21 protein-coding genes and 1 pseudogene are annotated in these 23,953 nt (G+C 31.6%); 7 read left to right on the forward strand and 15 right to left on the reverse strand.

The genetic code is table 11. From position 1 onward, the window contains the following. The first annotated feature begins 82 nt into the window (after positions 1–82). Genes BUB42_RS04660 through BUB42_RS04670 form a run of 3 tightly spaced genes read left to right on the forward strand, consistent with a single transcriptional unit; the run spans position 83 to position 3,116 of the window. Entirely contained in the window at positions 83–1,177 is a 1,095-nt protein-coding gene (locus BUB42_RS04660; protein WP_073017698.1) for an efflux RND transporter periplasmic adaptor subunit, read from the forward strand. After that, on the forward strand, positions 1,177–2,433 hold the full coding sequence (locus BUB42_RS04665) for an ABC transporter permease (protein ID WP_073017700.1): 1,257 nt from the start codon (positions 1,177–1,179) through the stop codon (positions 2,431–2,433). The genes BUB42_RS04660 and BUB42_RS04665 overlap by 1 nt, the downstream gene beginning before the upstream one ends. 2 nt (positions 2,434–2,435) lie before the next feature. Continuing rightward, entirely contained in the window at positions 2,436–3,116 is a 681-nt protein-coding gene (locus BUB42_RS04670) for an ABC transporter ATP-binding protein (RefSeq protein WP_073017701.1), read from the forward strand. Here BUB42_RS04670 and BUB42_RS04675 read toward each other — a convergent pair whose 3' ends face one another. Together BUB42_RS04675 and BUB42_RS04680 are read right to left on the reverse strand one after the other, a co-directional pair. Then, entirely contained in the window at positions 3,117–3,686 is a 570-nt protein-coding gene (locus BUB42_RS04675; protein ID WP_073017703.1) for a pentapeptide repeat-containing protein, read from the reverse strand. It lies immediately after the preceding gene. A 99-nt stretch (positions 3,687–3,785) separates the two neighbouring features. Beyond that, complete coding sequence (locus tag BUB42_RS04680; RefSeq protein ID WP_073017863.1) at positions 3,786–4,220, reverse strand: DUF6526 family protein; 435 nt, start codon at positions 4,218–4,220, stop codon at positions 3,786–3,788. A gap of 512 nt (positions 4,221–4,732) precedes the next feature. Between BUB42_RS04680 and BUB42_RS04685 the strand changes: the two genes are divergently transcribed. Together BUB42_RS04685 and BUB42_RS04690 are read left to right on the forward strand one after the other, a co-directional pair. After that, positions 4,733–5,809, forward strand: coding sequence for a Ppx/GppA phosphatase family protein (locus BUB42_RS04685; RefSeq protein ID WP_073017865.1), 1,077 nt, complete (start codon positions 4,733–4,735; stop codon positions 5,807–5,809). Positions 5,810–6,425: 616 nt separating this feature from the next. Further along, a complete protein-coding gene (locus BUB42_RS04690) occupies positions 6,426–7,469 on the forward strand; it encodes an NAD(P)-dependent alcohol dehydrogenase (RefSeq protein ID WP_073017705.1) in 1,044 nt (347 codons plus the stop codon). Positions 7,470–7,522: 53 nt separating this feature from the next. Here BUB42_RS04690 and BUB42_RS04695 read toward each other — a convergent pair. The 10 genes and pseudogenes from BUB42_RS04695 to BUB42_RS04740 form a co-directional block, all read right to left on the reverse strand. After that, positions 7,523–8,316, reverse strand: a pseudogene (locus BUB42_RS04695) (sigma-54-dependent transcriptional regulator); the annotation flags it as partial. A 239-nt stretch (positions 8,317–8,555) separates the two neighbouring features. Continuing rightward, positions 8,556–9,029 (reverse strand): hypothetical protein, encoded by a 474-nt coding sequence (locus tag BUB42_RS04700; RefSeq protein WP_073017707.1) that lies wholly within the window; start codon positions 9,027–9,029, stop codon positions 8,556–8,558. A 220-nt stretch (positions 9,030–9,249) separates the two neighbouring features. Further along, a complete protein-coding gene (locus BUB42_RS04705) occupies positions 9,250–9,567 on the reverse strand; it encodes a hypothetical protein (RefSeq protein WP_073017709.1) in 318 nt (105 codons plus the stop codon). 347 nt (positions 9,568–9,914) lie between these two features. Continuing rightward, complete coding sequence (locus BUB42_RS04710) at positions 9,915–11,585, reverse strand: hypothetical protein (protein WP_244533881.1); 1,671 nt, start codon at positions 11,583–11,585, stop codon at positions 9,915–9,917. A 238-nt stretch (positions 11,586–11,823) separates the two neighbouring features. After that, on the reverse strand, positions 11,824–13,026 hold the full coding sequence (locus tag BUB42_RS04715) for an AI-2E family transporter (RefSeq protein WP_073017712.1): 1,203 nt from the start codon (positions 13,024–13,026) through the stop codon (positions 11,824–11,826). Positions 13,027–13,255: 229 nt separating this feature from the next. Continuing rightward, a complete protein-coding gene (locus BUB42_RS04720; protein WP_073017714.1) occupies positions 13,256–13,786 on the reverse strand; it encodes a mechanosensitive ion channel domain-containing protein in 531 nt (176 codons plus the stop codon). Between the two features lie 9 nt (positions 13,787–13,795). Further along, a complete protein-coding gene (locus tag BUB42_RS04725; RefSeq protein ID WP_073017715.1) occupies positions 13,796–14,383 on the reverse strand; it encodes a Maf family nucleotide pyrophosphatase in 588 nt (195 codons plus the stop codon). After that, positions 14,376–15,296 carry a geranylgeranylglycerol-phosphate geranylgeranyltransferase gene (locus tag BUB42_RS04730; protein WP_073017717.1) on the reverse strand — a complete coding sequence of 307 codons (921 nt, stop codon included), beginning with the start codon at positions 15,294–15,296 and terminating at the stop codon, positions 14,376–14,378. Before BUB42_RS04730 ends, BUB42_RS04725 begins: the two co-directional genes overlap by 8 nt. 178 nt (positions 15,297–15,474) lie before the next feature. Further along, positions 15,475–16,002, reverse strand: a complete 528-nt coding sequence (locus tag BUB42_RS04735; protein WP_073017719.1) for a KdsC family phosphatase — start codon at positions 16,000–16,002, stop codon at positions 15,475–15,477. Further along, positions 15,986–16,759: a Rossmann-like and DUF2520 domain-containing protein gene (locus BUB42_RS04740; RefSeq protein ID WP_073017720.1), complete on the reverse strand. Its 774-nt coding sequence runs from the start codon at positions 16,757–16,759 to the stop codon at positions 15,986–15,988. Before BUB42_RS04740 ends, BUB42_RS04735 begins: the two co-directional genes overlap by 17 nt. Before the next feature lie 193 nt (positions 16,760–16,952). Here BUB42_RS04740 and ccsA point away from each other — a divergent pair, with 193 nt between their 5' ends. Beyond that, on the forward strand, positions 16,953–20,186 hold the full coding sequence (gene ccsA / locus BUB42_RS04745; RefSeq protein WP_073017722.1) for a cytochrome c biogenesis protein: 3,234 nt from the start codon (positions 16,953–16,955) through the stop codon (positions 20,184–20,186). Positions 20,187–20,374: 188 nt separating this feature from the next. On the opposite strand, the gene BUB42_RS04750 is transcribed toward ccsA, so the two are convergent. Together BUB42_RS04750 and BUB42_RS04755 are read right to left on the reverse strand one after the other, a co-directional pair. Then, positions 20,375–21,160 carry an anti-sigma factor gene (locus BUB42_RS04750; protein ID WP_073017724.1) on the reverse strand — a complete coding sequence of 262 codons (786 nt, stop codon included), beginning with the start codon at positions 21,158–21,160 and terminating at the stop codon, positions 20,375–20,377. Then, entirely contained in the window at positions 21,160–21,690 is a 531-nt protein-coding gene (locus BUB42_RS04755; protein ID WP_073017726.1) for an RNA polymerase sigma factor, read from the reverse strand. Before BUB42_RS04755 ends, BUB42_RS04750 begins: the two co-directional genes overlap by 1 nt. 505 nt (positions 21,691–22,195) lie before the next feature. On the opposite strand from BUB42_RS04755, the gene BUB42_RS04760 reads away from it, so the two are divergent. Next, positions 22,196–22,783 (forward strand): glutathione peroxidase, encoded by a 588-nt coding sequence (locus BUB42_RS04760; protein ID WP_073017866.1) that lies wholly within the window; start codon positions 22,196–22,198, stop codon positions 22,781–22,783. 78 nt (positions 22,784–22,861) lie between these two features. On the opposite strand, the gene BUB42_RS04765 is transcribed toward BUB42_RS04760, so the two are convergent. Beyond that, positions 22,862–23,812: a tRNA dihydrouridine synthase gene (locus BUB42_RS04765; protein ID WP_073017728.1), complete on the reverse strand. Its 951-nt coding sequence runs from the start codon at positions 23,810–23,812 to the stop codon at positions 22,862–22,864. Between the last annotated feature and the right edge of the window lie 141 nt (positions 23,813–23,953).

The raw sequence follows: 23,953 nt of genomic DNA on the forward strand, positions 1-23,953 counted from the left end.
ATAAATCTCTATGGAGCTTGGTTATTTTTTTGTATATTTATTTAAGGACTGACTTCAATTTAATGCCAAAAAAATAGGTAAAATGATTTCGAAAATAGCTCTATCATTTTTTATTCTAGCTTTTAATTTAACTTCTTGTTCTAAAAAAGAAATAGAAGAAATACAACCTACGATAGGTGAAGTTACTGAAAGCGTTTATGCATCAGGAGTGATAAAAGCGGAAGGCCAATACACTGTTTACTCTACTGTGAATGGAACATTACAGAAGATCAACGGTAAAGTTGGTCAGTTTATAAATAAAGGACAAACACTTTTTGAACTAGAAAGTGACAAGGCAGAATTGAATATTGAAAATGCTCGATTGGCTTATCAATTAAATGAAGAAAGTAGTCGATATAACCGAGATAAAATTGCGGAGATAGAGCTGAAAGTCCAATCAGCAAAAGATAAATTAGTGTTAGACGAATCCATTTTGAATCGCAATAAAAATGTGATTAAACAAGGCGGAATTTCAGAGGTTGATTTTGAAAGAATTGAGTTAGCTTACAAAAGTTCCAAAATTAATTATCAATCTACTCAAAAACAGCTGACGCAACTCAAAGCGCAATTGAAAAATGATCAAAGTAGAAATTCTAATAATCTAAGGTTAAGTCAAGAGTCCAAAAATGATTTTAATATTAAAAGTGCTTTTTCGGGGCAACTATTTGATGTCTCAGTAAAAGAAGGAACTTTTATTACTCCTCAAGTGCCGCTAGCTATAATTGGCCAAGCCAATTCTTTTTTATTAGAATTAGAAGTCGATGAAAACGACATGGTCCGCGTAAAAATTGGACAAAAAGTAATTGTAACAATGGATAGTTACAAAGGAAAAATTTTTGATGCCAGCATTGATAAAATTTATCCTATTATGAATGAGCGTTCGCGTGCTTTTAAAATTGAGGCGCATTTTATAAAACCACCTGAAAAATTATATCCAAATTTAACCGCTGAATCTAATATAATCATCCAAATAAAAAAAAATGCGATTACGATTCCCAAATCATATTTAGTTGACGGAAAATACGTTTTAGTAAATAAAGACGAGAAGAGAAAAGTAATTACAGGCCTAAGCGATTATGAAAAAGTTGAAATTTTATCCGGACTAACAGCCGATGAAACGATTTATAAACCTAAATAATGAACACGAAACTTATTTTGAACATTGCACTGCATTTGCTCCAAGCACGACTAAAACAAACGATTGTGGCAGCGGTTGGAGTAACGTTTAGTATTGCTATGTTTATTGCTTTAGTAAGTTTTATGAATGGATTAAATGATTTGTTAGATGGATTGATGTTAAACCGGACACCGCATGTGTTGTTGTACAACGAGATCAAACCTTCTAAAATTCAACCTATTTTTTTAGCGGAAGATTTTAAAAGTAAAACTAATTTTGTTCATTCTATCAAGCCAAAAGATATTGGAAAATCTATTTACGATAGCCAAACAATTATCTCGGTTTTAAAAAAGGATGAACGAATAATAGACGTTGCGCCAAAGGTAACATTGCCTGTTTTTTTTAATTCAGGAACTATAGAAATTTCAGGAATAATAAACGGTATTGATGTTTTGCCAGAAGAAAAATTATTTAATATTAGTGATTATATTATACAGGGGAAAATTGCCGATTTGCTACAAAATAACAGTATCATAATTGGAAAAGGTTTAGCAGACAAAATGTTGCTTACTCTGGGCGATATTATTAAAATTACAACTTCTAAAGGAAACTTGGCATCGCTAAAAATTGTTGGAATTTCTGAAATTGGAATAGCAGAAATTGATAATACAATGAGCTATACTTCATTAGTTACGGCCCAAAAAATATTAGGTGAGCCTACAAATTACATTACTGATATTCAGTTAAAATTATTTGATATAACGTCAGCTCCGGCTATTGCAAAAGAATTTAAGGATAAATTTAATGTTGATACCATTGACTATCAAAGTGCAAATTCTCAGTTTGAAACTGGAAGTTCAGTGCGGAGTATTATTTCTTATGCGGTGGGATTTGTACTTTTGATTGTGGCTGGATTTGGAATTTATAATATTCTAAACATGATGATTTATGAAAAAATGGACAGTATTGCGATACTCAAAGCAACTGGATTTTCTGGGAATGATGTGAAGTGGATTTTTATTTCATTATCAATTATTATTGGATTGGTGGGTGGAATTTTTGGCTTAATCTTTGGCTACGCTTTTTCAGCACTAATAGATAATATACCGTTCAATACTACTTCGTTGCCCACAATAACCACCTATCCTATAAACTACAATCCAATGTTTTATTTTATTGGGATTACTTTTGCATTATTTACAACAATCATTGCCGGACTTTTCCCAGCGCTAAAGGCTAGTAAGGTCGACCCGGTTGCAATTATTAGAGGAAAATAATAATGGAAAAAAGCGCTATTTTACAAACCGTAGGTTTAAGTAAATATTTTTACGATCCAGTAAAATTTAAAGTTTTGAACGAAATTGACCTTTCAATAAAACACGGTGAATTTGTTTCAATAATAGGTAAATCGGGATGTGGAAAATCAACATTGTTGTATTTATTATCTACAATGGACACGGATTATGAGGGACAAATATTGATTGATGACGAATTGATGACTGGTAAAACTGATAGGGAATTAGCAATTATTAGAAATGAAAAAATAGGCTTCGTTTTTCAATTTCATTATCTTTTAGCTGAATACAGCGTGCTAAAAAATGTAATGCTCCCCGGAATGAAGTTAGGTAAATATTCTAACGCGGAACTAGAACATCGTGCAATGGAACATCTAAAAACGCTAGATATGGGAGATCAAGCGCTCAAAATGACAAATCAGTTAAGTGGTGGACAAAAACAGCGAGTTGCAATTGCTCGAGCATTAATTAACGATCCCGTATTGATTATGGGCGATGAGCCTACAGGAAATTTGGATAAGAAAAACAGCGACTTAGTTTTTGATATTTTTAAGAAATTGACACAAGTTGAAAATCAAACATTACTAGTTGTTACGCATGACACTGATTTTGCAGAAAGAACTCAAAGAATAATTACGATGGAAGATGGGAAAATAATTTCCTAATTATTGAACTATAATATCGTGTTTATAAAGCAAACCTTTGACGCCTTCTAATGAGAAAACGGCTTTCTTTATTTTAGTTTTCGTTGGATCAATGGTATAGTTTCGACTCGTTTGGAAATTAGCTTTATTGGCTATTGCTTTTGCAAATTCGGCGCGGTATAAATCACAATTATCAAATACGACTTCGGTTAAGTCTGTGCTCATAAAATCGACTGCAATCAAACTGCAATTTGTAAAAGAGGTTCTTTTTATTTTTAGAGTGTAAAATTTGGAGAAATCCAAAACACAATTATTGAAAGCAATTTCAAAGATTAATTTATCACACATTGCAAAATTAACATCTTTGATTTCACAATGGTTAAAAATCACGGTTCTAAACGCAACGTAATTAATTTTGGCTTCACTAAAAATACAGTTGTTGAAAGTGCAATCAATAAAAGTTACTGCGACAAAAACGCATTGCGAGAAATTGCAATTTGAAAATGTGCAGCATTCATACTCCTTAAAGTTTGCTTCTTGCTGCGTAAAAGTGGTATTGTTATACTCAATATCGACAAAATATTCTGGCATTTATAACAGTTATAGTTTAATTGTAGTAAGCATTGATAAGCTGGAAATAAAAGTCAAAAAAGCTACTAAATTTTTTAGAAATAGTACTTTAATTAAATTTTATACGCGCTCGTAATCACCTTTCCAGTATTGAATTGATTTTTTAATCTTGTCTCCCGATAAATTTTTAGTTAGCACTTGTTGAACAAGCTCTTCGAGTTCAATATCAGCAGCAAATCGCAAAGCAAATAGCTGATCATCATTGAGTTGCTCTTCAATATCTTCCAATTTTTTTCCTGTTACAGCTAGGTATCGGTATCTTAATTCTAGGCGCACAATTCTATTTTGTAATGTCAACGCATAATGCTGTCGAAGCATAAATGCTAAGCAAAAAAGTATAATAAAAATAGCGCTAATAAATGACCACAGAATCACGTCTTTTGTGGTAAAAGCAAAAAATACGCTGAATGACAAAAAGGCAATAATTATTGGATAGTAGACAAAATGATGTGGCGGGTAAAAGCGAATGTGGTTTTTATAAGATTGCGTTTTCATCAGAATTTTTTTTAAAGGTACAGTAAAACCATCAGTTTGAAGTGCATGTAGTATTTTATAAATAAAACAAAAATTTAAAGCGCTTTTTGTAGGTAAGACAATGCCTGGCATTACTATTTTAATTTGAGAATATTAGAGATTTTTAATCAATTTATTACAAAATAAAAAGATAAATAATATTTATTTTTGTTTCATAATTTACATTTATAACAGTAAAAATATTACTAAAACGAATTTCATCGATAATATTTGCTTTACAAGGAAAAGAAAAGTATTACTAATATTTTTTGCTTTCTTTTGCTTCATATTCTGTTCATAATTTACCCGCTGACTTGTAAGCTGAATCATTTTTTACAAGATTACAATTGCACTTTAATATTTATTTGGAACAAAAATTTTCGTCTCAAAACAATATAAAATTACCATTTGTATTTCTCAGTTTTAACGAAATGGCTTGTTATGGAATGACATATTACAACAAAAAACAAACTAAAAAAAACAAAAAAAAACAAATGAAATTAAAATTACATTTTTTGATAGGCTTACTGTCAGTACTATTTACTACTTCTGTGTGTGCAGCAGCTGAAACTTCAATTTATGGAGGTATTGAAATAGGGAGTAAAGGGATTAAAATGACCGTGCTAGATGTTGACAATATCAAGAAAGGGAAGTACACTATTAAGTTATTCTGGACTGAAAACATTGGTATCGCAAAAGGAATTGCAAAAGACGGAAATTTAGCTAAAGAAGATATTGATAAAACTGTTGCAACAGTTCTTGCAAACTATACAAAAATGCTTAATGAATTTAAAATTGCGAATGAAAATATTTTTATTGTTGGATCATCAGGAGTTGCGATGGCAAAAAACACGCAATTACTGGCCGATAAAATTTATTTAGCAACCACTAAAACGTTAGAGTTTATTGATGCACAAACTGAGGGAAAAATGTTATTAAAGGGATGTGTACCTCCGCAAGAATATTCAGACTCAGTAATTTTAGACATAGGTGGTGGCAATACTAAAGGTGGTTACGTTGATGTGCGCAATAATGATGTTTTTGTGTTTTTTCCATTGAGTGTAAATTATGGCACTATCACATTAACAGAGGCTGTGATAAAAAATACAAAGAAAGACGATTTATCAGAATTTAAAGAAAAGTCATTTGGATTTCTACCTATTTTAAGAAAGCAAATAGATGCGATGTATGCCTCAAATCCAGAAGCTTTAGATAAAAAGAAAGTTTTCATGTCTGGTGGAGCAGTGTGGGCATTTTACACGCTATATAATGGAGTGGCAAAATCAAGTTTTAGTAAATTTACGATAGAAAATGTACTTGACTATGATGCGGTTTTAAAAAATAATTTTGGAAAGTTTGAAGAATTAGCTAAGACCGATAAAGAAATAGAAACGGTGCTTAAAACATACTCGCAAAAATATTTGATATCGGGAAGTAATATGCTGCTAGTAACTCTTGAGGCAATTCCAGACATAAATAATAAAAAGCTTTTTTTCGCCAAAGAAGGTCAAATAGCGTGGTTAGTAACCTACATTGCTGAAAGATCTAAAACGGTTAAAAAAATCTGGTAAATAACGTTATCCATATATTTTTAATACTTAAAAAAAATCGTTGTATACTTTGATTTTTGCATCGATTTCTGTTTTTTTAAAACAAGTATGTTTTTATAAATTAAATAAGCTAAAAAGTTTTTAAACAGATAATTTTTCACCGTTATTTAAATGTTTACAAACGGTGAAGGGAATCATAGATCACCTACTTTTTTAATGATAAATCTCAACTTTAGCTTTGGTAAAGGGAATTTTACTTAATCGTATAAAAATTTATCGTCCGTCCATGATTAAAATAGGTTTGTAAGTCACGAGGCACAAGCGCACAAAATCAGAATTTATAAATTTTAGCTTTTTTATAAATGACCTAATTATAATCTTTAAGATCTGTAACTCTAGTGTTATTAAACATATTTTTTAGGTTTGGCAGAATATCGTAGTTGTTGTTTAAAAAAATACATTGGTCATGACAGCTCCTAACTTTAGTTGATTTATCTAAATGGTCGAGTAAATTATTTGTTGTATTAATTGTTTTCTATCAAAATAACCAGAATAAATTAAAGAAATATTATCGAAGAAGAGACAGCAAAAATTCAAGAATTTCGTAATTTTAGTAAAAATTTAAAATTTAAAAATCATGATAGCAACGAAAGGATACGCGGTTGAAGATAAAAAAACAGATCTAGCGCCATGGAATTTTGAAAGAAGAGAAGTAGGACCGCACGACGTACAATTTGATATTCAATTTTGTGGTGTTTGTCACAGTGACTTACACCAAATAAAAGACGATTGGGGAGGATCAATTTATCCAATGGTTCCAGGTCACGAAATTGTTGGAAAAGTTGTTAAAGTGGGGAGTCATGTCAAGAAGTTTAAGATTGGTGATCTCGCTGGGACAGGATGTTTAGTCGATTCTTGTAGAACATGCGAAAATTGTAAGGAAGGATTAGAGCAATTTTGTTTAAAGGGAAGCACAGCAACTTATAACGCTCTTGAGCAAGATGGAAAGACACCAACTTATGGTGGATATTCGAATACAATTGTGGTGCATGAAGATTTTGTGCTTCACATATCTGATAAATTAGACTTAGCGGCTGTCGCTCCATTGCTTTGCGCAGGAATAACAACGTATTCGCCGTTGAGACATTGGAAAGTTGGAAAAGGACACAAATTAGCAGTTTTAGGCTTAGGAGGTTTAGGCCACATGGCAGTGAAATTTGGAGTTGCTTTTGGGGCAGAAGTCACCGTACTAAGTACATCTCCTGACAAAGAAGTCGATGCTAAGAAATTAGGTGCTCATAAATTTATTGTCACTAAAGATGCCAAACAACTTAAAGGTGCTGCTGGCTACTTTGATTTTATTTTGGATACCGTTTCAGCGCCACATGATTTGAATTTATATCTTTCTTTATTAGGTGTAAATGGAGTTCATATATGTGTGGGAGTTCCTCCAACGCCTTATGAGATTCATGCATTCAGTTTAATAGGAGGAAGAAAAAGTTTAGCAGGTTCATTGATTGGTGGATTACCAGAAACTCAGGAAATGCTGGACTACTGCGCAGAACATGACATTGTTTCAGATATCGAAATGATTGATATTGAAAATGTGCATAATGCTTATGATCGAATGATAAAAGGAGATGTGCGCTATCGTTTTGTAATTGATATGGCAACTTTGTAACAATAAAATATTTTTAATGTGCATAAAAAAACTGCAAGTTACTGCAAGGTTTCTGGAATGTATTCATTTGTCTCTAAAACGCGTAGTAACTTGCTTGTAAACAAAGTGGCATTTCACCTATTTCATCTAAAAACAAAGTACCACCATTTGCTTCTTCAATAAAACCTTTTTTGTCCTTTATAGCCCCGGTAAACGCGCCAAGCTTGTGTCCAAACAATTCGCTTTCTAAAAGTTCCTTGCTAAAAGTACTGCAGTTTAAAGCGACAAATGATTTTCCAGCTCGTGTACTATTTTCATGAATTGCTTGCGCAAAAACTTCTTTTCCTGTTCCTGTTTCACCTGTTAAAAGAACAGTAGAATTAGTTTTAGCTACTTTTTTAGCCAAATCTATTAGTTGTTCTAAAGCTTTTGATTTTCCAATAATGGTGTTGAAAGAATATTTATCGGTAATACGTTTTTCCAGTTGTTGGACTTTCTTTTGGAGTTGGACTTTTTCCAAAGCTTTGTGAAGTAGCGGAATAATTTTATCGTTATCATCGCCTTTAACAATGTAATCAAAAGCGCCATTTTTCATAGCTTGGACACCATCAGCTATATTGCCATAGGCTGTTAAAAGAATTACTTCGATTAAATGAAAATTTGTTTTTATTTTTTCAAGAAAATGAAAGCCACTGCCATCGGGGAGTTTTACATCGCACTCACTACAACAATATCGTTCTGTTTTAACTTTTTAAAACCAAATTTCAAATTGGCTGCCTCAAGTACTTCAAAACCTTCTGACCTTACAAATTCGGGTAAGTAGACCACGCAATTTTTCTTCGTCGTCGATTATTAGAATATCTCTCAATCCGTTTAAAATTAAATTTTGGTAAAATTAAATATTATTATTTAGAGGATTACTTTTTCTAAATCATATTGAAATGGCGTCATACCAAAATAGAAAAACTAATTTTTTTGCAAAATAAAATGTGATTAAAAAATAGATTTGTAACAACGGCTAACTAAGCCGCTTTATTTTAAAATAAAAAAGAGATAACTTAAAGTAGTTATCTCTTTTAAATATAAAATTACACATTAATGGCTTTCTCAATCTTTACGACCGTGATCCTTATCTTTTTTCTTGTTTTGACCATGTTTATCGTTTCCTTTATAATCATCGTTACCGGAACGTCTGTTATCCATATAATCGCTACGGTTTTTATTATTACCCTTGTAGCCTTTATAGTACTTTATTTTATGACTTTTAAAATTGTTGTAAGGTTGTGCTCCATGATAATCATGTAAAACTACTTTGTACCCGCCATATAAATCATAATTTCTGTATTGGCCAGGTAGGTATCTAGAGCGCATCCATCTGCCATTCCCATAATAAATAAATTGTGTTTGCCTTACATCATAATAAGCTTCTACGTCAGGTAGATAATAATATTCAGCGTCTGCATAACCTACAGGAGCCCATGCTGGTGGTCTACCAATATTTACATTGACTGAAACTTGTGCTTGTGTTATAGCTGAAAAAAGTAGAACAGTTGCGATAACGAAAAATTTTGTTGTTTTCATATTTGGGGTATTTGTTACAAATCTTTTTTAGATTTATAAATTGTATATTTTATCTTGTAAGCCAAAGATTGTGCCATCATTACTTCTGTAAAACTAATTTACATTGTACTAAATTTAGCTTTCATCGGTTTTTAAAATGAAGCGTTGATTTACAGATATTTGGTAATAAAAAAAGGAAACAATTTATTTAGTTTCCTTTTTTTTAATGAATTTAAAATTTTTACAGCAATAGAATTAATAATAAAATTACAATAATTATCGCACCTACTGATAAATAAATTCCATTTCCTGTTGATTTTAATTCTTTTTTAATAGTGCGAACTTCTTTTCGCAATTCCTTTTTCTCAACTGAACTTAGTTCAGATTTATCCATTGATTTGATTTCGTCAAGACGATTCAACATCACTTTAACTTCTGCAGGAACTTCTTTTGGGCTATCAGTTCGCAAAGCAGGATTTTTTTCACTTGCAAATATTTGAGTTGGCATAACTGTTAATGACAAAACGATCATCATTAAGTAAAAGGAAATTTTTTTCATTTTTAAGAATTTATGGATTAAAATTTATTTTCAAATATAAAAGTTTTATTATTAATCCACTTTACATAATATCTTTCATTTTTTGTATAATTTACTGTTAATTAATTTAAGAAGTAGAGGAATAGAATAAACAATCTTATTTTACACATTCGCAGATTTTATATTTCCAATTTTATTTTTTTTGATTTTCAGTTTTAATTCTAAGTGATCAAAATCTTTACATTATTTTTTAAAAAGTTTTAAAAATTAATAAAATTGTGTTTGTATAAACTAAGTAATCTTAATAAATGAACGATTAGAACCTTTCAACTATGAAATTACTAAACTATGATTTTATGTAAAATGTATCATCTATAAATGACTGTGCGAGGTTTAGCCAATTCAAATTCTTGAAAACCAAAATCGGTTGTCTCAAATGAATTATTTCTAAAAACATTTTGTCCCACACCGGGAATAGTTGGAAAATAGGAAAGCGAAATTTGGAACGAACTAAAAACGAGATAATCATTGTTGATAATCAAGCCGATACCAATTTTATTATAAATTTTGCTTTTTAATAATCCTCTTTCGTTATTTCCAAGAACAGCCACCGAGTAATTAAAATACGGATTTAGACGAAATCCCCAAAGATTCCAAGGCGAATATAACTGCGTTTGGGTGGTAATTATTGCTTTTTTAGTACCAAATTCAGCTATTCTAAATCCACGAAGTCCAAAGTTTTCATTAATTGATAGCTGATCTCCGATAACATTTGCACGATTTGAACCTAAAACTAATTGTGGTTTTACAAACTGTCGAACTTTCCATTTTCCCAAAGTCAACAAATTGGTAAAATAATTTGCTTGAAATGAAAATGAAGTTTGCTTTGTTACTGAATTTTCAAAAAATGTTCCTAATTCAAAATTAGCGCTTAAAAATCCCCATTTAAAAAAATTACCAAATGTAGCTTGACCACCTACATAAAATCTACCTCCGTTATTTTTATATTGGTATCCAGTTGTAATTCCGTAAATCTTTCCAATGGGTACATCTTCGATAATACCATTTTGAAAAATATAGCGGTCTCTAATAAATTTTCTGGAGGAAATACCAATGCCAATTAACGCCAGTTTTTCATTTGAATAAAAATCATCGCTATCATATAAAATACTCGGACTTTCTGTAAATTGTACATTCAGAAATCGAGCGGATGTGATTAGGTTAGTGGTTCGCTCTCTTTCGGTATTTCCTTTAAATATTTTAAAAGATCTTGCCGCCCAGAAATCATGTGTATTGAATTTGAAATTTTGCCTTGTAAATAATGACGTAGCATCGGGCAGCGTATCTTGTCTAAATTGTTGATCTATAAAAATTCCGCCAGCCCATTTTGTCAACGGCGAATAAAAAGGGCGATCAATTGCGATAGTTTTTGCATAAAAATCATCTTGATCAATGAAGTAACTTACTCTTGTGCGTATAAAAGTGTTCTTAATATTTGGAATTGTGTAAGCCGTATTATAAGCTGTTTTGCCGTCATCAAATCGATTTCTAATTTGATTTTCAAACTGATGACCAGAACCTAAAATATTGCGTTCGTTCAATGCAAAATTGATTCTCGAACCTGACGCAGAACCCTTTGGAATAAGACTCCAGGAGTCTAATACACGGATCGATATATCTACAGAATCGACGTTATTTTCGATCAATTTTGGCAATATATCTACGCGATTAATAAAACGCTGCGTTCTAATTAAACGTTCGGATTCCCTCACTAATAACGAATCAAAAGGTTTATTCTTTTTTATTAAAATCAAATTTAAAATAGCTCTTCTATTTGTTTTAACATGGATTTTATTTCCAGTTCTTTCAGCCCAATTTTTAGGTTTTTTTAAAGTATCAATTTCAGAATAGCCAAACGGATCGAGAGTTACAATTGTAATGTTTCTAATAATTTTTCCGTTGTAATTTGTATATTCTTTTTGGATTTTCTTTATCGTTTTCTTTTGTAACACGGGAGCTCTAAACACTAATTTGTGCATGAATTTAGTAAACTTATTGCGTTGAGAAAACTTTTGTATGTTACTATAAACAGTAGACGTGTCTTTCTTAGTGATTGTTTGTTGAGCCAATAAACTCTGAAAACAACACCAAAAAAAAAGCAACAAAATCAGATATATTTTCTTTTGCATTAGATGCTTATAAGCTATAATTAAAACTCCAATGTAATTATTTATTGCTGCACATCAAAGATCAAGCTTTTTTAGAAGCCTATTTTCTCTAGGATTTATCGTTTCTAACCGTAACTTCTTCGGTAGTATTTTCGGTAAATTCAGGTGCTATAGCTGCCGTTATAATAACAGTATTTTGAGAAGATTCTTCAGAGTCAAATAACGGTAATTTTATGTTGCGCCAAGTATAAGTTTTAGGTAAATGGTCGCCCAGTAAGTACCCCCAAGGTTTTAAAGATTCTATACGGTCAAAAATTACTTTCATTATTGCGAGAACAGGTAGTGCTAAAAACATACCAGAAATTCCAGCAATTGCTCCACCTATAATGATCCCAATAATTGAGATAAAGGCATTAATTTCAACTTTAGAACTCACAACTAACGGAACTATTATATTATTATCAATCAATTGAACTACAATTGTAACAATAACTACACCTATAATAATGGACAAATCAGGCGATCCAGTTAGCGTAGCAATTATGCTTAATAATCCAGCAAACAAAATTCCGATGTACGGAATTAAATTTAAAATTCCAGTGATCACCCCCAATAGAATGGCGTATTTGACTCCAATAATCATATAGCCAATAGTAGTAAGTGTTGCAATAACAAATAGTTGAATGATTAAACCCACAATATAACTATTTATGGCAAGTCTAATATTTGCTAAAATATTTTTTAATTGTTCGTGATTTTCTTTTTTTACTAATTTGGTTAAAAATAGTAAGAAATGAGTTCTGTATAAAAGTATTAAAAATGTATAGATAGGAATCAACGTTAAATTCAATAGCGTGTCAGTAAAAGATAATAAAGTAGTTCCAATGATTTCTTTTCCTTTCTCCATTGAGTCCTCGGTAGCTGTTTCTATATACTCTTTTTGCTCTCTTGAACTTAAATGAAAGTTATCTCTTATATACCCTTGTACGTTAGTAAGATGAATATTTATATTCCTCTCTATTTTATCAAAATCGGTAGCAAAATCAGTTATTTGAATCGACAGAAATACGAACAATCCAACAAAAAATAACACCATTAGGATCACGGCCATAATGACCGCTAAAACATGTGGAAAATGAATTCTGGTTTTAAAAAATTGTACGATGGGGTGCAGCAGTATTGCGAATAGAAAAGACATCATTACCGGTACTATAATGTTTTGACCAATATGAAGAGTGAATGTTAAAGCTATTAACCCTATCAAGATCAGCGTCAATTTAACGTAAAACGGAAATTTTAAAATGGTATTCATGTATTTGTCGTTGCTTAAAATCAAATTCAAGTATAAATTCGTCACAAATATGTATTAAAAAACGCTAAATTACATTACATTTTTTTTAATTATCGTTACATAATTATCACTGTTTTAGTTTTTCATTTTATTGTTTTAGAAAATTTACAATGAAATGTTAGGATACAACTGAAGAGAAAACTTTAATTTTATTTCGTTATTGAACATTTAAATTTTTGAGATGTTCCATTTATTCGATATAAGAAGCGTAATCATGATCCTCTTTAAGAATAGATATTCCTTTTTGTAACAGTAAATTATTAGGGTAAATAATTTGCTCTCCTTCTTTAGTTTTCAAAATCACATGAAAAGCCGCAATATCCTCTATTTCTGCAACAATTGGAAAATCTTTGTCATGAATTTTGATGATATCGCCAATTTTGAAAGGAAATGAAAAAAATAAAATGATTCCAGATGTTATATTGCTTAAAATAGACCATTGTGCAAATAAAGCAACTCCTACGACTGTTGTTATAGATGAAAACGCTAAAGTCAGATCTTTAGTTTGTACACCCCAAATAATGATTACAGCAATGCTAGCTAAAATATATAGAAATATACGAATGTACTTCACTACTAAGTTCGTGCGTTTTTCAACAGTGTGATTAGATTTTGCGTAGCGCAACACTAATTTTGTGGTTGCTGATCTAAAAAAAATCAGCAATAGTATCAAAATACCTGATGCTATTAGTTCCCTTGTATATTCTTGCATGATCAACATTTTAAAATTTTATTTAGAAAATTTAGATAAATATTCAAAAACTTTATCAGTAGGCATTCCCATTACATTAGCATAGGAACCCTCAATTTTTGAAACCCCTATTAATCCTATCCAATCTTGGATTCCATAAGCACCTGCTTTATCATAAGGTTTGAATTTTTCTAGGTAATACGCAATTGCTTCATCACTCAATTCGTTGAAAGTAACTTTTGTTATTTCGGTTATAACATCTGATTTGTAGATAGTTGTAAAACAAACAGACGTAATGACTTCATGTGTTGCATTTGAAAGTGATCGTAATATTTCAAATGCATCTTGTTCATTTTTTGGTTTACCCAAAGCTTTTTTGTTATGCCAAACAATTGTATCGCTGGTAATTAAAATTTCATTATTTAAAAGTTCTCCCGCGAATGCACTGGCTTTTAAAGTGGCTAAATAACTCGTAATTTCTTCTGCCTTAAGTTCTGAGGGGTAAATTTCGTCAATTTCTTTCAGGCGGATTTCGTAATCTAAATCTAAATCTTTAAAAAATTGCTGGCGTCTTGGCGAAGCTGATGCAAGAATTAAACGGTATTTTTTTAATTGATCTTTAATCATTGTATTTCATATTAAAACTTATTACTGCAACTGATAAAATTCCGAAAAACAAAATCAGTTTTAAAAGGAAACTAAGGAAGTGAAACTGCTGTTTTGATTTGGCATTCCATATTTTTAAAATAAAAACCAGTAACGGTCCGCAAACAAAAAGTAGCAGGTATATCGTGACAAAAAGTAAGTCAAGCAAATATCGATTGATATAATAAATCACTAAAATTAACGGTATAAAGCTCAACGCAAAAACTATTTTTGTGGCTTTTTCTTCGCCAACGAAAATAGGAAATGTAGTCATTCCTTGATTGTGATCTCCTTCAAAATCTTCGATGTCTTTTGTAATTTCTCTAAGCAAATTAATAATAAAAGCAAAAATGGCAAAATCAAGTAACATAGAAAAAAAAATTCCCATTTGTTGTTGATTTTCGCTAGTGGTTGCGGGAAACAAATCAAAAATACCTACGATGATAACACTAAAGGACAATAATAATGCTACTACAATGTTCCCAATGAGCATCATTTGTTTTAAACTTGTGGCGTATAAATAAAGCGTCGCTGCAATCAAAATAAAAATAGCGGCAAAGCCCGGTTTTTCAATCACATTCGATAAGTAAAATCCCATTGCAACACCGATTGATGTCAATGCTAGATAAATATTGTACGCGTGCGTTTCGGAAATACTTGCGCCTACAATTACATTTTTAGGATTATTAATCAAATCAGTATCTTGATCAAAAATATTATTTATTACGTAACCGCCTGCAGCTATCAAAACAGTCGATAAAACCAGCAAATTGTATTGCCAATCGGCCAATGCAAGCGGAATATTTTGATATTTAAAAAATCCGTACCTAAAAATAAGCTGCATAAAAGCTAACAGCAGTAAGTTTTGGTATCTGATTAGTTTTAGAAAATTCATTTATTAAAGTTCAGTGTTCAGAGGTAAGTGTTCAGTGTTCAGTGCTCAGAGTTCAGTGTTCAGAGTTCAGTGTTCAGTTTTGAGTGTTCAGTTGTCTTTGTTGAGATCTATCTGTTTTCCATCTTAAATCATCAATCTTAAATCAAAAATCTTAAATCATCAATCTTAAATCTACAATCTAATCGTGTTTTCCATCAAAGTGAGCCATCCATTTTCCTTGTGTTTTCATCACTTGTTCAATTACGTCTCGAGCGGCACCTTTTCCGCCGTTTTTGTGCGAGATATATTTGCAAATTGCCTTGATTTCAGGACTTGCGTCTTGCGGGCAAGTTGGTAATCCTACTAATTTCATTACATGAAAATCAGGAATATCATCACCCATGTACAGGACTTGCTCTGGATTGATGTTGTAAACATCAGTATATTCATCAAATGTTTCAACTTTGTTTGGAGTTCCTAAATAAATATCAGTGATTCCTAAATTTCTTAGTCGTACACGAACACCTTCGTTACTTCCTCCAGAAATGATACAGACATTATAACCACTTTCCACAGCTGCTTTCATCGCATAACCGTCACGAATATTCATTGTTCTTAGAATTTCTCCTTCATTGGTTACAAAAACGGAACTATCAGTTAGCACGCCATCGACATCAAAAATAAAAGTAGTGATATCGTTCATTAATTCTTTATAACTTTTTGCCATTATTATGTATTGCTTGCGTTAATAATTTATAAATCATCAGGTGATTTTCATCTAGTAAAAAAGCTTCGTGCGTTAGAGTTGTCTCGGTATCATTCCTTTTCGCTGGACCAGTTTGTGCTTCTTGCGGCGAAAGTACCATTATTTTATTTGCGGTTTCAATGATTAATGGTTTTAATATTTCAAAAGAAACTTGATGTTGCTCACAAATTTCATTACCTATTTGGTACAAATGATTCGTAAAATTATTGACAAAAACTGCCGCAACGTGCAGCGCTTTTCGTTGTTCCGAATTAATTGCAAAAACTGAATCAGAAATTGATTTAGCTACAGTATTTAAAATTTGGTAATCAAATGGATTTTCGCTCTCCAAACAAATAGGAATAGTGGTAAAATCGACTGCTTTATTTTTAGAGAATGTTTGTAAAGGATAGAAAACCCCTCTTCGATTATTATCATTCAATGCATCCAAAGGAAAACTTCCCGATGTATGCACCACCAAACGATTTTTAAACGGTAGATTATCTACTACTTTGGCAATCGCGTCATCAGAAACAGCAATAATATAAATGTCAGCCTCTACTAATTTTTCGTAATCGTCTGTAATTCGGTCTAAATCTACTAAGCGAGATAATTTCTCCCTTTTGCGCGAAAAAATCTGCACGAGTTCAATGGAATTCCCTTTTTTTTGAGCATTTTCAAATGCAACTATCAAGTGATGCGCCACATTTCCGGAACCTATAATCACTATTTTAATCATCTGCCAAAAATAGCAAAAAAAAATGAAGTTATTATAGAGAAAGTAGACTCTAAAAACCATTAAAAATGACGGAGGTAGTCGTCACATTCATCGCTTTTAGGACCTATTTATTTTGCAATTAATTAACAAATGTCTGAATTATTGAACCAACATTTTTGAGTACTTTTGTGCTCTCAAACATAATCCCATAATAATGGACAAAAAAATATATTCTTTTTTGTTTTCAACAAGATTGATGGCACTCCTTTTTATTTCTTACGCAGTAGCGATGGCAACTGGTACTTTTATCGAAAGTAAATACAATACTGATACCGCAAAAATTTTAATATACAACGCCTGGTGGTTCGAAGCAATTCACGTTTTTTTTCTTATCAATTTTATCGGAAATATAAAGCGTTACCAGCTTTTAAAAAAAGAGAAATGGGCGACATTAATTCTTCATATGTCGTTTATTTTTATACTTTTAGGTGCTTTTGTAACTCGATATATTAGTTATGAAGGAATGATGCCCATTCGCGAAGGCGCATCGGAAAACCAAATTTATTCTGATAAAACGTTTTTGACTGTTTTTGCAGACGGGGAGTATAAGGGCGAAATGAAACGTAGAATTTTTGAAAAAAAACTATTGCTTTCCCCAGCAACTAACAATAATTTCAGCATGTCTGAAAATTTTGCTGACACACATTTTGAAGTGGAATACCAAAATTTCATAATGGGAGCAAAGGAGTATATTAAAACAGATCCCAAAGGCGTCACCTATTTGAAGCTGGTAGAAGCCGGAGACGGTGGTCGTCATGAGCATTATTTGAAAGATGGTGATGTTCAAAACATTCATAATGTGTTGTTTGCTTTAAATAAATTTACAGATGGTGCGATAAACATAAATACCTCTGGTACCAAATACACCATTCAAACGCCTTTTGAAGGAAATTTTATGCGAATGGCTGATAAATTTGAAGGAAAAATAACCAAAGATAATGTGCAGCCTTTAATGATGCGTTCGCTTTACAGCATTGGGGAAATGCGCTTTGTGTTTCCTGATGCAGCGATTAAAGGTAGTGTAGATTATAAATCAGATAATGATTATAAAGCCAAAACACATGAAGATGCTTTGACGGTAAAACTTACTGCTGATGGACAAGAAAAAATAGTAACTCTGTTAGGTTCTAAAGGTAAAATTGGAGATTCTAAAACCGTGAAGATTGGGAATATTGACTACACTTTTTTCTATGGAAGTAAAACTTACATTTTGCCATTTAAAATAAAATTGAATGATTTTATTGCAGAGAAATATCCTGGTACGGAAAAAAGTTATTCCGCTTTTGAAAGTAAAGTTACCGTTCAAGATGAAAAATCATTTGATGCCAGAATTTACATGAACAATATTTTAGATCATCGAGGGTTTCGCTTTTTTCAAGCTAGTTTTGATCCAGATGAAAAGGGAACAGTACTTTCTGTAAACCATGATTTCTGGGGGACAACGTTAACGTACATTGGTTATTTTTTACTCTATTTCGCTATGATGGCTATTATGTTTACTAAGTATTCTCGTTTTGCGGATATTAAAAGAAAATTAGAAATTGTCAAAATAAAAAAGGCAAAACTATTGACCATTTTAATGTTGATATTTAGTTTTAGCAGTTTTGCACAGCAGCCAGAACACGATCATGCAGATCATGAAGGCCACGCACATACAGAAGCTGAAGTAGTTCCTGCGCCAGCACAAACCGCTCCTGCAGATGCAAAGCATTCGCAACATACTAAAAAAGTGCTAAGTCAAGATGAGTTAAATGCGTTAATCGAGAAATTTAAAGTACCGCAAACGCACGCATCAAAATTTGGACGACTGATAATTCAAGATGGTGGTGGAAGAATGAAACCAATTAATACCTTTTCATCGGAATTATTGCGTAAAGTAAGCCACGAGAATTCTTATAAAGGAATGAATTCAGATCAAGTTTTCTTGTCTATGACACAATATGCTGGATATTGGATAGAAATTCCTATTATTTACATGAAAAGCGGCAATGATAGCATTCGCAAAATTATAGGTGTTGACAGTAAAGCGAAATACGCTCCATTTGTTGCCTTTTTTGATGAAAAGGGAAATTACAAACTTTCAAAATATTTAGAAGAAGCCTTTAAGGCCGCAAATCCAAACCAGTTTGAAAAGGATTTCATAGAAACGGACAAGAAAGTAAATTTAATGGAATCAGCATTAAGTGGCCGAATTTTGAAAATATTTCCGCTTCCTAATGATAAAAATAATAAATGGGTTTCTTATTTAGAACTCAATGAATCTGGACTGAAAGGCATGGAAATGACGTACACTAAAAATGTCTTGCCATTATATTTTGGTTCTTTGGCCAATGCAGCTAAAACCGGTGATTACAAAACTGCTGATGAATTACTAGAAAGTGTAAACGGTTTTCAAAAACGTTTTGGTGAAAAGGTAAGACCAAGTGAGGAAAGAATCACATCAGAGGTAATGTATAACAAATATGATGTTTTCCAAAAATTACCATACTGGTACATTTTTGCTGCAATTCTAATGCTATTTTTTACCATTCTAAAGATATTTAAGGAAAGAAAATCACTCAATTACATCGTTAACTTTTTGCATGTTGTGATTTTCCTATTGTTCTTATTGCACACTTTTGCATTAATCGTAAGATGGTATATTTCAGGTCACGCTCCGTGGAGTGATGCTTATGAATCTATTATTTATGTAGCTTGGGCAACCATGTTTTTTGGTTTGGCTTTTGATATAAAGTCAAAACTTACAGTTGCATCATCTGCTTTTGTAACCGCTATGATTTTGGCGGCAGCCTACATGAACTGGATTGATCCTGAAATTGCAAACCTACAGCCAGTGCTAAACTCGTATTGGTTGATGATTCACGTGGCAGTAATTGTAGCGAGTTATGGACCGTTTGCCTTGGGAATGATTTTAGGTGCAGTGTCTTTGTTATTGATTATGTTTACCACTAAAGAAAACAAAGTCAAAATGGATTTGAACATTCGAGAAATTACGTATATCAATGAACTAGCGCTTACAATTGGTTTAATTATGTTAACCATTGGAAACTTTCTTGGCGGACAGTGGGCAAATGAAAGTTGGGGACGTTATTGGGGATGGGATCCGAAAGAGACTTGGGCTTTAATCAGTATTATGATTTATGCGTTTGTGATTCATGCTCGATTTGTTCCATCTTTAAGAGGGAAATGGATTTTTAACTTGATGAGTATGTTTGCTTTTATATCCATCTTGTTTACTTATTATGGAGTAAACTTTCATTTAGTAGGATTACATTCTTACGCAAGTGGAGAAGCACATTCGCTAAATTGGATTTGGTATTCAATAGCAGCAATTTCACTAATTGGTGCAATTTCATATCCGAAATATAAAAAATATTATAAAAAATAGAATTTACAATTAAATAAAAAAAGGTTCAACTTTACGGTTGAACCTTTTTTGCGTTGCAATTATTTTACTATTGTTTGATTCTTACCTAATTCATTGATTTTCAAAAGCAGTTAGTCAATCTAAAAGAAAAATAGTGGTAAATCTCATAAAAAAGACTTACGAAAAAAGTTTTTTTTATGTTTTAGAATTTAAACTTTTCCTAACGTGTACAACTGTTCCATTGTAGGACTTACACTTCCTCCAGCAGGTTCCAAAGTGATTCCAAAAGCTTCAGCTTCTTCTGCATTATTGACAGTAAATAGTTTTTGTTCGTTAGAGTCATATTTTTCAAGCAGTCCAATGCTTGTTGGAGTCAGCGGATTTAATTTCAACGCCCAAACTTGGTAAACCATTCCTTCCGGAGGTTTAGGTAATCCGGCAGCATCAATATAAACTACTTTTGTTTCTTGATTCCAATACACTTTTGCAAAAGACTCTGGCGCGACAGCTTGCCCTCCAAGTGAGACAACTGTATTTTTAATATCTCTAACAATTGCTAAAGTGGTTTCGCTACTTTTATTTTTTAGAATTAAGATTTTTAACTCTTTTTCTAATTTTGTTTTTTTAATAGTAGCATTTGCAACTTGTGAATTATTTTGATCTATTTGCATATATTGGAAACCAATGCCTGCAAGTAAAAGTACAGCAGCAGCCCAGCCTATATATTGAGACCAATTTGTAGTTGGTTTCATTTCTACGACTTTAGCATGTTTAAGCTCTAATTTTTCTTTAATTTTTTCAAAATTTGCAACAGAGTGAAATGGAGAAAAGCTTGATGAAAGCGCTACAATTGATTTTTCGATTGCTATGATTTCTTCATTTATCTCTGGGCTACTTTTGGACATGAAAGACACTTCTAGATTTTCAGTTTCACTGAGTAAACCGTAAACGTAAAGTTCTAAAATTCCTGATTCGATATATTCTTTTGTATCCATTATATTTTCAAATAATTACGTAGATCATTAATGCAATTTCTATTCTGAGTTTTCACTGTTCCTAAAGGAATTGCCAACTCGTCTGAAGCTTCTTGCTGTGTATATCCTTTAAAAAAAAGTAAATCTATTATTTGAATGCATTTTGGTTTTAGTCTTTTAACAAATTCGCCTAAACCTATAGTATCCACTTTGTCTGCGAGTTTAGAATTGTTTTCGAAGTGATTTACGAAATTATCAGTCGAAAGGTTTTTTTTACTATTATTAAAATCCTTAGATCGCAGTTTGTCAATAGATGTATTTCGGGCAATATTTAGTATCCAAGTGTAAAATCGTCCCTTACTATCATTGTAAGAGTCAATATTTTTCCAAATTTTAACAAAAACCTCTTGTAAGATATCTTCAGCCTCTTCTCTATTTTTAACTAAAACATTAATAACTGAAAATAAACTTTTAGAATACATATCATACAGATGTGTAAAAGCACGTTCATCTTTTTTATAAATTAATTCTAACAACTCTTCTTGACTCATATTTTTTTGTATATAATACAAACTTATACATTCTATTTTACATATAGAGTACTTTACTGTTGTTACAAATGAATTTTAAACTAGTGGGTTTTTGCGAGAAGTAAAAAAATGGGTTCAATAATTCGCATTTTAAATTTTACTCAAATCCAAAAAAGAAAAGTACTTGATCGTATCGGTAAAATAATAGAAGATACTTTTTATATAAATTCTGAAATTCATCCTCCCACAAATAATTTCTGACTATTAAAGGAACGAAAAACAGTTTGCAATTGAGTCGAGATTGCAAAATGAGTTTATAAGTTATATTTAATTGACTTAACACGTTTTACGCCATTTTTATCAAAAGCAAAATCATTTACACTTTTTAATCTTTTTTAAACCAATTTCTCAGTACATAAAACCAAATTGATTTTCCTAAATTTAAAAAGTTATATTTTAACAGACGTTTATTAAAATTAAATATTGATGAGACAAATAATTGTTTAATTTTAACAAAAAAATTGATATGAAAAATATAATAGCAATGGCGTCTTGCGCATTATTCTTATTCAGTTGCCAAAATCAAGCGCAACCTAAAAAATCCGACAATAATATGAGTGCAGAAAATGTAGTTAAAGAAACAATTTACCAGTATAAAGTAGAAGATTTATCAGGAGATACTTTTGACTTTGCTTCCTTAAAAGGTAAAAAAATAATGATTGTAAACACAGCTTCAAAATGTGGAAATACGCCACAATATAAAGACTTAGAAGCAACTTACAAAGAATACAAAGATAAAGGTTTTGTAATTGTTGGTTTTCCTGCAAATAATTTTATGTCTCAAGAGCCTGGAACTAATCAGGAAATTGCTGCTTTTTGTCAAAAAAATTATGGGGTAACATTCCCAATGATGGATAAAGTTTCAGTAAAGGGAGATGATATGTGTCCGATTTATCAATTTTTGACACAAAAATCTAAGAATGGATTGCAAGATTCAAAGGTAGATTGGAATTTTCAAAAATACTTAATCAACGAAAAAGGGGAATTAGAAAAAGTGATTTCGCCTCGCACTTCAATTACTGATCCAGAAGTAATGAATTGGATCAAAGCATAAAAAAGTAAAAGATTATAAAAAGCGATTTTCGGGAAACTGAAAATCGCTTTTTTTATGTGTTACTTTAATTCTATACTTTTAAAATTTTTCGTTTCTGAAAATTTCTGCTACTGCAGTTTCGTAATTCCGAATGCTTTGTGCTTTTTTAATCTTTTTCAAAACTTTATGAGGATCAGAAAAAGTAGCTGAAAAGTATTCCCATAAATGGTACATTTTCAACAAAATATGAGTTGATCCAGATAGAGATTCACTATAAATTGCGTACAAAGTATCATGGAATGCATTGAATAATTCAATTTTGTTTTCGGGATATTCCTCGGTATTATTTTTAATCATAGTTGGTAAAAACGGATCAGATATTAATCCGCGACCTATCATCCAATGATCAATTGATGGGAATCGCTGTTGCATTTCGTGGAATTTAGCCACTGATGTAATATCGCCATTGTAATACAATTTGTGTTTAGTATTATCAATACACTGCTGAAAAGCGTCAAGATGCACGCCGCCTTTATACAATTGTTTACCAATTCGGGCATGAATAGCGATATTCTTTATCGGATATTTATCTAAAATAGGAAGTGCGTCTAAAATTTCTTCAGTAGTTTCATAGCCCAAACGCATTTTCATCGATACAATTATATCCGATTCATTGTGCGCTCTTTCAAGGACGTGATTTATTTTTTCTGGATTGCTTATCAGTCCAGAACCCATTCCTGATTTAGTGACCATAGGATAAGGGCAACCTAAATTCCAGTTTAATTCTTTGTAGCCCAATTCACGAACATATTTAGCTACAAATAAAAATTCATCTGCATCGTTAGTAATCACTTGCGGGATCACTTCTAAATCGAGATTATTTTCAGGAAGCAAATCGCGTTCGTATGAAGCTTTGATAATCATTTTTCCATTCAACCTGATATATGGCGAATAAAAAGTATCGATTCCTCCAAAAAGTTTATTCTGAGCATTTCTAAAACGGAAGTCGGTAAATCCCTGTAAAGGAGAAGAAAGTAAGGTGTAGTCCATCAAAATTTTAATTGTGCAAATATAGGCTTCTTTTTGCAGTAAGATTTTTTAGAAATAATAAATTTTGGAAATTCTGCAGGCCTTGTCAAGTTTCCTGCAATGTCTTTTTTCCAAGTTCTCAAATTTGATTTTGGAAATTTG

This window comes from Flavobacterium micromati, assembly GCF_900129585.1.
GTDB classification, from domain to species: Bacteria; Bacteroidota; Bacteroidia; order Flavobacteriales; family Flavobacteriaceae; genus Flavobacterium; species Flavobacterium micromati.

Coding starts and splice junctions, on each gene's coding strand:
- BUB42_RS04735 (WP_073017719.1), bottom strand. CDS start 16,002: ATGGCAAAAAGTTATAAAGAATTAATGAACGATATCACTACTTTTATT.
- BUB42_RS04710 (WP_244533881.1), bottom strand. CDS start 11,585: ATGCACAAATTAGTGTTTAGAGCTCCCGTGTTACAAAAGAAAACGATA.
- BUB42_RS04740 (WP_073017720.1), bottom strand. CDS start 16,759: ATGATTAAAATAGTGATTATAGGTTCCGGAAATGTGGCGCATCACTTG.
- BUB42_RS04755 (WP_073017726.1), bottom strand. CDS start 21,690: ATGAGTCAAGAAGAGTTGTTAGAATTAATTTATAAAAAAGATGAACGT.
- BUB42_RS04725 (WP_073017715.1), bottom strand. CDS start 14,383: ATGATTAAAGATCAATTAAAAAAATACCGTTTAATTCTTGCATCAGCT.
- BUB42_RS04750 (WP_073017724.1), bottom strand. CDS start 21,160: ATGGATACAAAAGAATATATCGAATCAGGAATTTTAGAACTTTACGTT.
- BUB42_RS04720 (WP_073017714.1), bottom strand. CDS start 13,786: ATGTTGATCATGCAAGAATATACAAGGGAACTAATAGCATCAGGTATT.
- BUB42_RS04660 (WP_073017698.1), top strand. CDS start 83: ATGATTTCGAAAATAGCTCTATCATTTTTTATTCTAGCTTTTAATTTA.
- BUB42_RS04715 (WP_073017712.1), bottom strand. CDS start 13,026: ATGAATACCATTTTAAAATTTCCGTTTTACGTTAAATTGACGCTGATC.
- BUB42_RS04680 (WP_073017863.1), bottom strand. CDS start 4,220: ATGAAAACGCAATCTTATAAAAACCACATTCGCTTTTACCCGCCACAT.
- BUB42_RS04700 (WP_073017707.1), bottom strand. CDS start 9,029: ATGAAAACAACAAAATTTTTCGTTATCGCAACTGTTCTACTTTTTTCA.
- BUB42_RS04665 (WP_073017700.1), top strand. CDS start 1,177: ATGAACACGAAACTTATTTTGAACATTGCACTGCATTTGCTCCAAGCA.
- BUB42_RS04670 (WP_073017701.1), top strand. CDS start 2,436: ATGGAAAAAAGCGCTATTTTACAAACCGTAGGTTTAAGTAAATATTTT.
- BUB42_RS04760 (WP_073017866.1), top strand. CDS start 22,196: ATGAAAAATATAATAGCAATGGCGTCTTGCGCATTATTCTTATTCAGT.
- ccsA (WP_073017722.1), top strand. CDS start 16,953: ATGGACAAAAAAATATATTCTTTTTTGTTTTCAACAAGATTGATGGCA.
- BUB42_RS04675 (WP_073017703.1), bottom strand. CDS start 3,686: ATGCCAGAATATTTTGTCGATATTGAGTATAACAATACCACTTTTACG.
- BUB42_RS04705 (WP_073017709.1), bottom strand. CDS start 9,567: ATGAAAAAAATTTCCTTTTACTTAATGATGATCGTTTTGTCATTAACA.
- BUB42_RS04685 (WP_073017865.1), top strand. CDS start 4,733: ATGAAATTAAAATTACATTTTTTGATAGGCTTACTGTCAGTACTATTT.
- BUB42_RS04765 (WP_073017728.1), bottom strand. CDS start 23,812: ATGGACTACACCTTACTTTCTTCTCCTTTACAGGGATTTACCGACTTC.
- BUB42_RS04730 (WP_073017717.1), bottom strand. CDS start 15,296: ATGAATTTTCTAAAACTAATCAGATACCAAAACTTACTGCTGTTAGCT.
- BUB42_RS04690 (WP_073017705.1), top strand. CDS start 6,426: ATGATAGCAACGAAAGGATACGCGGTTGAAGATAAAAAAACAGATCTA.